Source organism: Stieleria sedimenti (assembly GCF_025060895.1).
Classification (GTDB): Bacteria; Planctomycetota; Planctomycetia; order Pirellulales; family Pirellulaceae; genus Stieleria; species Stieleria sedimenti.
The window spans coordinates 1-7,813 of sequence record NZ_JANZKV010000251.1; the positions used below are offsets into that span (position 1 = coordinate 1).

The 7,813-nt window shown below is 59.5% G+C and carries 5 protein-coding genes; all 5 read left to right on the plus strand.

Going from position 1 to position 7,813, the window contains the following annotated elements; genetic code table 11:
- Positions 1 to 85: 85 nt before the first annotated feature.
- Positions 86 to 1,045: a zinc-ribbon domain-containing protein gene (locus NZK35_RS28120; RefSeq protein WP_259635853.1), complete on the plus strand. Its 960-nt coding sequence runs from the start codon at positions 86 to 88 to the stop codon at positions 1,043 to 1,045.
- Between the two features lie 102 nt (positions 1,046 to 1,147).
- Positions 1,148 to 1,570 (plus strand): GntR family transcriptional regulator, encoded by a 423-nt coding sequence (locus NZK35_RS28125; protein WP_259635854.1) that lies wholly within the window; start codon positions 1,148 to 1,150, stop codon positions 1,568 to 1,570.
- A 38-nt stretch (positions 1,571 to 1,608) separates the two neighbouring features.
- Positions 1,609 to 2,553, plus strand: a complete 945-nt coding sequence (locus NZK35_RS28130; protein WP_259635855.1) for an ABC transporter ATP-binding protein — start codon at positions 1,609 to 1,611, stop codon at positions 2,551 to 2,553.
- Positions 2,554 to 2,852: 299 nt separating this feature from the next.
- Complete coding sequence (locus tag NZK35_RS28135; protein ID WP_259635856.1) at positions 2,853 to 5,288, plus strand: hypothetical protein; 2,436 nt, start codon at positions 2,853 to 2,855, stop codon at positions 5,286 to 5,288.
- A 13-nt stretch (positions 5,289 to 5,301) separates the two neighbouring features.
- Complete coding sequence (locus NZK35_RS28140; protein ID WP_259635857.1) at positions 5,302 to 7,770, plus strand: HAD family hydrolase; 2,469 nt, start codon at positions 5,302 to 5,304, stop codon at positions 7,768 to 7,770.
- Positions 7,771 to 7,813 lie beyond the last annotated feature (43 nt).

The window sequence follows — 7,813 nt, forward strand, 5'->3', positions numbered from 1 at the left end:
GACCGGAGGGCTCGCGCCCTGCCGCTACCATCGATGTCAAACACATCCCCCACCGCGCATGTCCGCGCGATGTTAGACTGCGGCAATGAGCTCCTTTCAACAATCCTGTCCGTCCTGCAATGCATCGCTCGAATTACCGATCGCAGCGGACGGCAAGGCTGCGGTTTGCCCGGCCTGTCAGGCCCGGTTCATCGCCGCGGCACCGACGGTCTTGGAGAGCAGTCCGACCGCGGTGGTGACGCCGCAACTGACGCCGCAACCGGTCGCGGTCAAACGTTATCGCAAGATCCCGATTGAACACATCTTTGCGGACACGCAATCGGTCTTCATCGAAAGACGTCGTCCTCTGTTGATGCCGTTCCTGATACCGTCGGTCCTGGTGGTGTTGGGTTTGCTTTTACCGCTGGCGGTTTTGAGCGACATGGCGAGCACCAATCTGAAGCAGGCGTTGCTGTGGCTTGCGATCGCGTCACCGTGGTTTTTGTTGGTGACGGTCTATTCGGTCTGGTTCGCACTGAACCTGTCGTTGGATGTTTGTGACGCCGGCCCTGATTTGGAAGACGATCCACCGCCGAAGACTCGGTCATGGTTCGTCCCCAAGGCCGCTGAGTTCATTTCGCTGCTGATCGCGATGACCATCGCGATCACGTGCGTGGCGGTCGTCATCGGTCTGGCCATCGTGATCATGAATGTCGGCAGCAACGTCCAGGCGACCGAGATCCACTTGTTGATGACGGTCGGGGCGTTCGTGGGGGCGATCCTGTTGCTGACGCTCTCGGCGATGCGGTTGTGGCCGGTCATTCCGCTGGCCATGGACGGTCGCTTCGGTGGGGCTGTGGTGCGGGAATCATTGGAGATGACCAAGTCGAATCTGATGACCTCGTTCTTTCTGGTCGTTGGAGTCTTCTTTCTCGTCGGGTTCGGTTTCAGCGTCTTCGGGCTCGGATTGCCCTTGGCGATTCCGGTCGCGGCGTTGGCGTTGGTCGTGGCCTTGCGATTGATCCAAGGGCGCGGGATTCCGGCGTTCGACCGCGAGGAGCTGTAGCGGACCTGCAACGCTCTCCCACTTTTTGCTTGACAGCACCAGGCGACGCGGTGTACCATGACACAGGTACACCGAAGGCCGCTTTCACATGGGATGGCTTGGATGTTCTTTTCAATCGACGCCGATGGCGATCTACCGATCTACGAGCAAATCGTACGTCAGGTCAAACTGGCCGTGGCCGACGGGATCTTGGTCGGCGGGCAAATGGTCCCCAGCGTTCGGCAACTGGCCAATGACTTGGCGATCAATTCCAACACGATCGCGCGGGCCTATCAAGAATTACAGTCCGATCACGTGCTCGAACCGTTGCGGGGCCGCGGGATGGTGGTCCGCCGTGACGCGATGAAGCGTTGCACCAAGGCCCGTAATTCTTTGGTCGCCGAAAGTGTTCGGCGGGCGTTGTCCGATGCGCTGGCCGGCGGGATGACGACCGCGGAACTGCGAGAACTGTTCGAAGCGGAATTGGAGCGACAATCCGCAATGATCGAAACCGCGAAACACGCCTCTGGCAATGGCAACTCCTGACCCTCCTCCACTTGTCTTTCCTAGGGAAGCATCCTGACATGAACGCCGTCATTTCATTGCAGAACATCAGCAAATCGTTCGGCCGTAACCGCGCCCTGATCGACGTGACGCTAGACATTCCTCAGGGCGTCGTTTTTGCACTACTCGGTGAAAACGGTGCCGGGAAAACCACGATGATTCGGATTTTGACCGGGTCACTCAAACCGGACGGCGGATCCGCCACGGTGATGGGGTTGTCGTGTTTGAAGGACGGTCAAAAGATTCGTCAACAGACCGGGTATGTGTCGGATTCGCCGGCGATGTACGAATGGATGACCGCGGACGAAATCGGCTGGTTCACCTCGGCGTTTTATGACGACGAGTTTCCCGGGCGTTATGCGGAAACGTTGATGGGCTTCGACGTCCCGCCCGGCGTCAAGTTGAAGAACATGAGCAAGGGGCAGCGCGCCAAAGTCGCGCTTGCCCTGGCCACCTCGCACGACCCAGAACTCCTGATTCTCGACGAACCGACCAGCGGACTCGATCCGATGGTTCGCCGGCAATTTTTGGAATCGATGGTCGACCGGGCATCGCTGGGCCGCACCGTGTTGCTTTCCAGCCACCAGATCAACGAAGTCGAACGCGTCGCGGATTGGATCGGCATTTTGCATCAGGGCGATTTAAAACTTGTCCAGCCGTTGGAGGCGCTGCGTGATTCCACGCGTGTCGTCACGGCGACACTGGAGCACGGCGATGCGGCCGTGCTGATGCCTCGCGGCGAAGTTTTGACCGAAGCCAAGAACGGGCGGCAAGTGCGATGGATCGTCCGCGATTTGGCCGACGACTGGCGCAGCGACTATGGCGACGCGTCGGGCGTGATTAAGGTCGATGAGGAGGCGCCGACGCTGGAAGAGATCTTTGTGGCGGTCTGTGACACCAACGCGGTCCGACCGGCGCAGCAACGGGAGAAGGTGAAACCCACGTCGGGTGTGTCGGCGGTGTGAGAGGTGAGGGTTTGGAAATCGTGCTGATCCGGAACCATTGATCAAGAACGAGTGAGGTCACTCTCCCTCTGGGAGAGTCGAGCGTCAGCGAGGAGAGGGTTAGCCGTGGTGCTTGGGTCGCGGCCTGTTGCAGGTTTCGTGAACGCGATGTTTCACCGATCGACCTCCCCTCGCTTTGCTCGACCCTCCTGCCAGGAGGGTGACTTTGGAGGAAGAAAGCGTGATGAGTGACCCCCAATGACCAACTCGCAAACCGACGGTGACGCGATGAAGAACCATTGCCAACGTGAGACGGAAAGATGAATCAAAAAGTGATGCAGCGATTGATCTGGAAAGACGCCCGTACGCTCGCTCCGTTGGCGATCGCGACGCTGGCGGCGATCTTCGGATTCAACGCGCTGTTGTGGCTGATGGCCGAAGCGGTGATGGACGTGGAGAACCAAACCCGACTCGGTCTGTCGCGGATGATTTGGATCGTTCTGCCGAATTTGCTCGCTTTTGGTGCCCCGGCGCTGCTGGTCGGGGGTGAAGAGGAGAGCGGATCGCTGACGTGGTTGCGGACGCTGCCGATGAGTTGGCGTGGCGTCGCGCTGAGCAAGTTGCTGGTTGCCTTCGCGGCACTCGTGGCCGGATGGATCTTGGCCAGCATGTTGTATTGGTTGCAGTGGGCGGTTCTACCCGACCATGTGATCGCGTGGGCCGAAAACTCGCGCAACGTGCCGGACTGGTCTGCCGTCGCGGTCTTTTCACAGTGGGTCTTCAGTCTCGCCTTGTTGCTGACCGGATTTATTTTGGCGTATTGGTTCCGTTCGCCGATCAACGCGCTGTTGGCTGTGTTGCCGGCGATGGTTGTGTTTGCGATTGCCTTTGTCGGTGTTGAGGAGTACTTCCTGGAAACGACGTTGCAGGGCCGGCCGCAATGGCAGTCGATCTCTGCCCTGCAGTTCTGGTCCGTTCTGGGGGTCCCAACCATTGCAGCGATCGGTGTGCTGTTCGCTCTCCATCAATGGATGGCCAAGCGACGGCTCGCCGGCCCCGATGAATCGCTCGGCCGGCGGATCAAGCAACGTGTTTCCGGCGACGCCTTCCGGCCTCCCAGCACCGTGCCGATGTCGTGGTACGGCGTCTCCTTGGCCTTGCGGCGGCCGACGAAGACGCGCGCCCTGTTGTGGCAGGCGGTGCGACAGAACGTTTGGATTCTATTGATCCTGACACTCGTCGGCGTGCTGGGCGTCACGTTCGCCGTCTGGGGCCGAGGCAATGGCGAAGAACTGGCGAGCTTGGTGACGGCCATGGCGTTGTTCGGGATCGCCGGTTCAACGTTCTATGGAGACTCGGTTCGCAAACGCTGTGTGTTCTTGGCCGATCGCGGTGTTTCCCCCACGTTGATCTGGCGGACGCGGTTGATGCCGACGGCGATCGCATGCGGGTTGATCTGCCTCGTTCTGCTGTTGAACCAGTTGCTTTGGAATCTGACGCACCAGTACGGACTAGTTTGGTTTGACGAGCTGACCTTATCCATGATGCTGTTGTTTGTCGGTTATGCGCTGTGCCAATTGGTGTCGCAGTGGGCGCCACGGCCGGTGTTCGCGTTTTTGGCCTCGCCCGTGATTTCCGTGTTGGCGTTTCTCTTGTTTTACCCCTTGTTTGATGCGTACCGTGAGGGCGCGCTGTTGGCCGCGATGGCGTCGATGCCGGTGTTGCTGTTTGCCTCGTGGCGACTGACACCGCGCTGGTTGTCCGGGTCGACCGGGCGGAGTTACACCACTCGATTCGTCGGCTATTTCTCGCTCGCGATCATTTTGCCCTATCTGTTGGTACTCGGCGTACGAAGTGCGACGATCCCTACCGAGCAGACTCAGTGGCGAACGCGGATGTTGGCGTACCAATTTCCGCCGCGACCGGCAGACCACCATCGAGTCGAAATCTATCCGGCGGCCGTCCCGAACCAGGACGTGTTTTGGAACGGTTTCTTGCGCGATGAGTTGCTGACGCCGCCCCGGAGCGATCGTTTCGACGAACGGTTGGCCCAAGAGCTGGCGGCGGCGACAACCGTTGCGGAATTCGTGTCCTTCAATGAACTGGTGGCGCGTATTCCCTATTGGCCGGAAGGGTATGCGTCCAGCGCGGGGGCGCGAGGGTCTTCGTTCAGCATGGGAGCGGATGGGTATGTTCGCTTCGGAGCCGATCAGCTTGACCTGGAATTGCGTGTCGCTCGGGTGTTGCTGAAATGGTCCCGGATGGTTCGTCAGGAAGCGCGTTTCGGTCAGACATCGTTCGAGCGGTTGAGCAGGGTTTCGGAGTACGCCGAATGGATCGCCGCAGCCATCCTGCAGCGACATCTCGATGAACGCTCGATGACGCCTGAGATCAGGGAACTGGCCGGCATGTTTGGCGAGGATTCGCTGGTGTCGGAATCACGCCGCAACAGCTTGATCGCGTCATGGCAAGCCGGCGTCACCGATCGCGATCCGTCCTTGTCGTTCGGCAGCAGGTCACCGCTGCCCCGGACCGAGTTCATTCGATCGATTGAAGCGTTGCGGCGGCAACGATTTGTCGATCAGACCGTCATGCTTGCCGAACAGCATTGGCGATCAGGGGCGATGATTGGGGTTTGGGAGATTCCAAACTTCGTGTACTCGGCCGAGCAAGCGGATCTGACCGAACTGATGCGTCCGCTGTACGAGTTTCAAGCCCACGAGTCGATCAAACGTTTAAAGAATCGCGTCAGATGAGCGGAGCATGACGATGAATCGAAGAATCCTGCAGCGAATGATTTGGAAGGACGCGCGCACGCTTCGGACGCTGGCGATCGCCACGCCGGCGTTGATCGTGGGGTTTTTCGTGTTGTTGGAGCTGTTCGCCGGCGTGAGCCACGTCGGCACCGAGCGGATGGGGTTGGCGTACGCGATCTGGATGTTGCTGCCGATGCTGATCGCCTGTGGTGCTCCAGCCGTTTTAATCGGTGGCGAGGAGGAGAGCGGTTCATTGGCTTGGCTGCAAACCCTGCCCGCCGGCTGGAAGACGATCACGGCGAGCAAGCTGCTGGTCACGAGCGTCTGCTTGTTGTTGGCGTGGGCCGTCGCAACGATTTGCTTTCTGGCGTACTGGTCGGCGCTGAGCGACTATTGGATCGATCGGATTCGCCAGAGTAGCGGACTGCCCGAGCCGTTCTGGATTCACTGCGCCGGTGCGGTGGCGTTGAGCATCGCGGTGATGTTGTCCAGCTTCACGACGGCCTATTGGTTTCGGTCACCGATCACGGCCCTGGTCACGTTGGTTCCGCTGGTGATTGCGGCGATTTGGGGCGTGATGTACGCGGCAGTGGTCATCCTTCCCTCGGCACAATTTCACGGTCCGCCGCACCGTGTCATTCAGCAAAACTTGGGGACGTTCGCCCTGCTGATTGTGGTGGCGTTGCTGGTGCTCACCGGTTTGAGCCTGTTTGCCGCTTGGCGACGATTGACTTGGCCGGAATCTCGGCGTGCCGGGCGAGCGATTGGAGAAGTGTCGACCGGCGCATTTCGGCCTCCCCAGGACGTGGTTTCGTCCAAGCTCGCCGGGGCGATGATTTTCGGTCGACCGCGACCGCTGCTCGCGCTGTTGTGGCTGCAGGTGCGGCCGATTCGTTGGCAACTCGTCTTACTGACGGTGGTGGCGATCGCCGGCGCTCTGATCACCGGCTCGTCGAGCGAGGAGATGTTGTTGGTCGGCCATTCGATTTGCATCTTGCCGCTGTTCATGATCGCGGCACTGACGTTCTACAGTGATTCGGTAAGAAAACGATGTTTGTTTTTGTATGATCGCGGCATCTCGCCGACGGGGGTCTGGCTGACTCGCGTCGGACCGACACTGTGTGTCACGGCGATCATTCTGGCAAGCCTTGTGTTGGCGGGTGTTTATCGCGATGCGGCGGATGCCGACCACGGGGTGGCATGGAGCTGGGACAACCGGCTGACGATCACCGTCATGATCGTCTTGGCGGGCTTTGCGCTGACACAGTTGGTTTCACAGTGGTCGCCACGACCGACGTTGGCGTTCTTCGCCGGACCGGTGTTTGTTCAGTTGGCCGCTTTCGTCCTCGCCGGCCTGTTGATGTTCTACACGCGAGCCTCGGCTGTGTTGTTGCTGTCGTCGGCGATTCTCTTGCTGGCATCGTGGAGACTGACGCCGAAATGGATGGCCGGGGAGAAGGGGAAAGACTACGTGGTGCCGATGATCGGATTTATTGTTGCCGCGCTGATTTTGCCCTATGTCGTGGTGCTCGGAGCACGCTACACCACCACGCCGGCTCCACCTATCGCGTGGCGACAGCAGATGTATTCCATCGAACTACCCCGCGTCGATCCGACCGCCGACAAGGTTGCCATCTTGGACCCGGCATACGTTCGAAGGCTCGAGACCCTGGTCTTAAAAGCGGTCGTGAGCCCGGAAGGTCGTGACGATCGGATCGCAAAGGAACTGGCAGCAACCGATAGCATCGGCCAGCATCTTTCGTTTAAGGAGGTGATGCAAATCATCAACGTGCGATCCTATTATCCTCTGCAGTTTCATCAAAACGACGCGCGATCTAACCTCGCGGCCTATTTGGAGCCCCACGTGTATCCGCCGACGCCGCGGTTGGCAGACGCGCGCGAGAAACAGTTCGATGCGGTCCGGGTGTTGTTGAAGTGGTCGCGTCTGACTCGGGAACAAGCCGTCAGCGGTGGGGCAAATTTCAACGTCTTGATGGGTGTGGCAGAGATCTCGGACCTGGTCGCGGCCCGCGTGCTTGTCGCCTATGTCGAGCAGGACGGGGTGACGCACCAACTGAAGGAGTTGATTCAGTTGGTGCCCGATGAAAAGCTCGTCAGAGAGTCTCGGCGCAACAGTTTGATCCGCAGTTGGCGTCAGTATCAGTCCAAAGCGATTGGCGAACAATTCGCCGGCGAGTACAGCCACAAGCCGACGCAGTGGTGGTTGGCGGTCGAACGGACACGGGCAGATCGTTACGTGGATGAGCTTTGTCGATTCCTGTTAGATCGTTGGTTGAGCGACGGGAATTCAGCGTTCGGCGGTGAATTGGCCGAGTTGCAGAGGTTGGAGCGCGAGGCGTATCTGGTCAGCGGGCAAGCGATTTCGAAGTATTTCGAAGACCCGGAGTTGAGCGACCGTGTCTCAATCGCCGTCGACGCCGATGCGTGGATGGATCAGTTACGGCGACGAGCGGTTGATTGAGAACGTGGTCGGCGTTGCGGGTCCGTCCGGGCCCCCTCATTCA

What these genes read in the sequence shown, in the direction of transcription:
- NZK35_RS28120 (WP_259635853.1), top strand. Translation starts at nt 86, where the DNA reads ATGAGCTCCTTTCAACAATCCTGTCCGTCCTGCAATGCATCGCTCGAA.
- NZK35_RS28135 (WP_259635856.1), top strand. Translation starts at nt 2,853, where the DNA reads ATGAATCAAAAAGTGATGCAGCGATTGATCTGGAAAGACGCCCGTACG.
- NZK35_RS28125 (WP_259635854.1), top strand. Translation starts at nt 1,148, where the DNA reads ATGTTCTTTTCAATCGACGCCGATGGCGATCTACCGATCTACGAGCAA.
- NZK35_RS28130 (WP_259635855.1), top strand. Translation starts at nt 1,609, where the DNA reads ATGAACGCCGTCATTTCATTGCAGAACATCAGCAAATCGTTCGGCCGT.
- NZK35_RS28140 (WP_259635857.1), top strand. Translation starts at nt 5,302, where the DNA reads ATGAATCGAAGAATCCTGCAGCGAATGATTTGGAAGGACGCGCGCACG.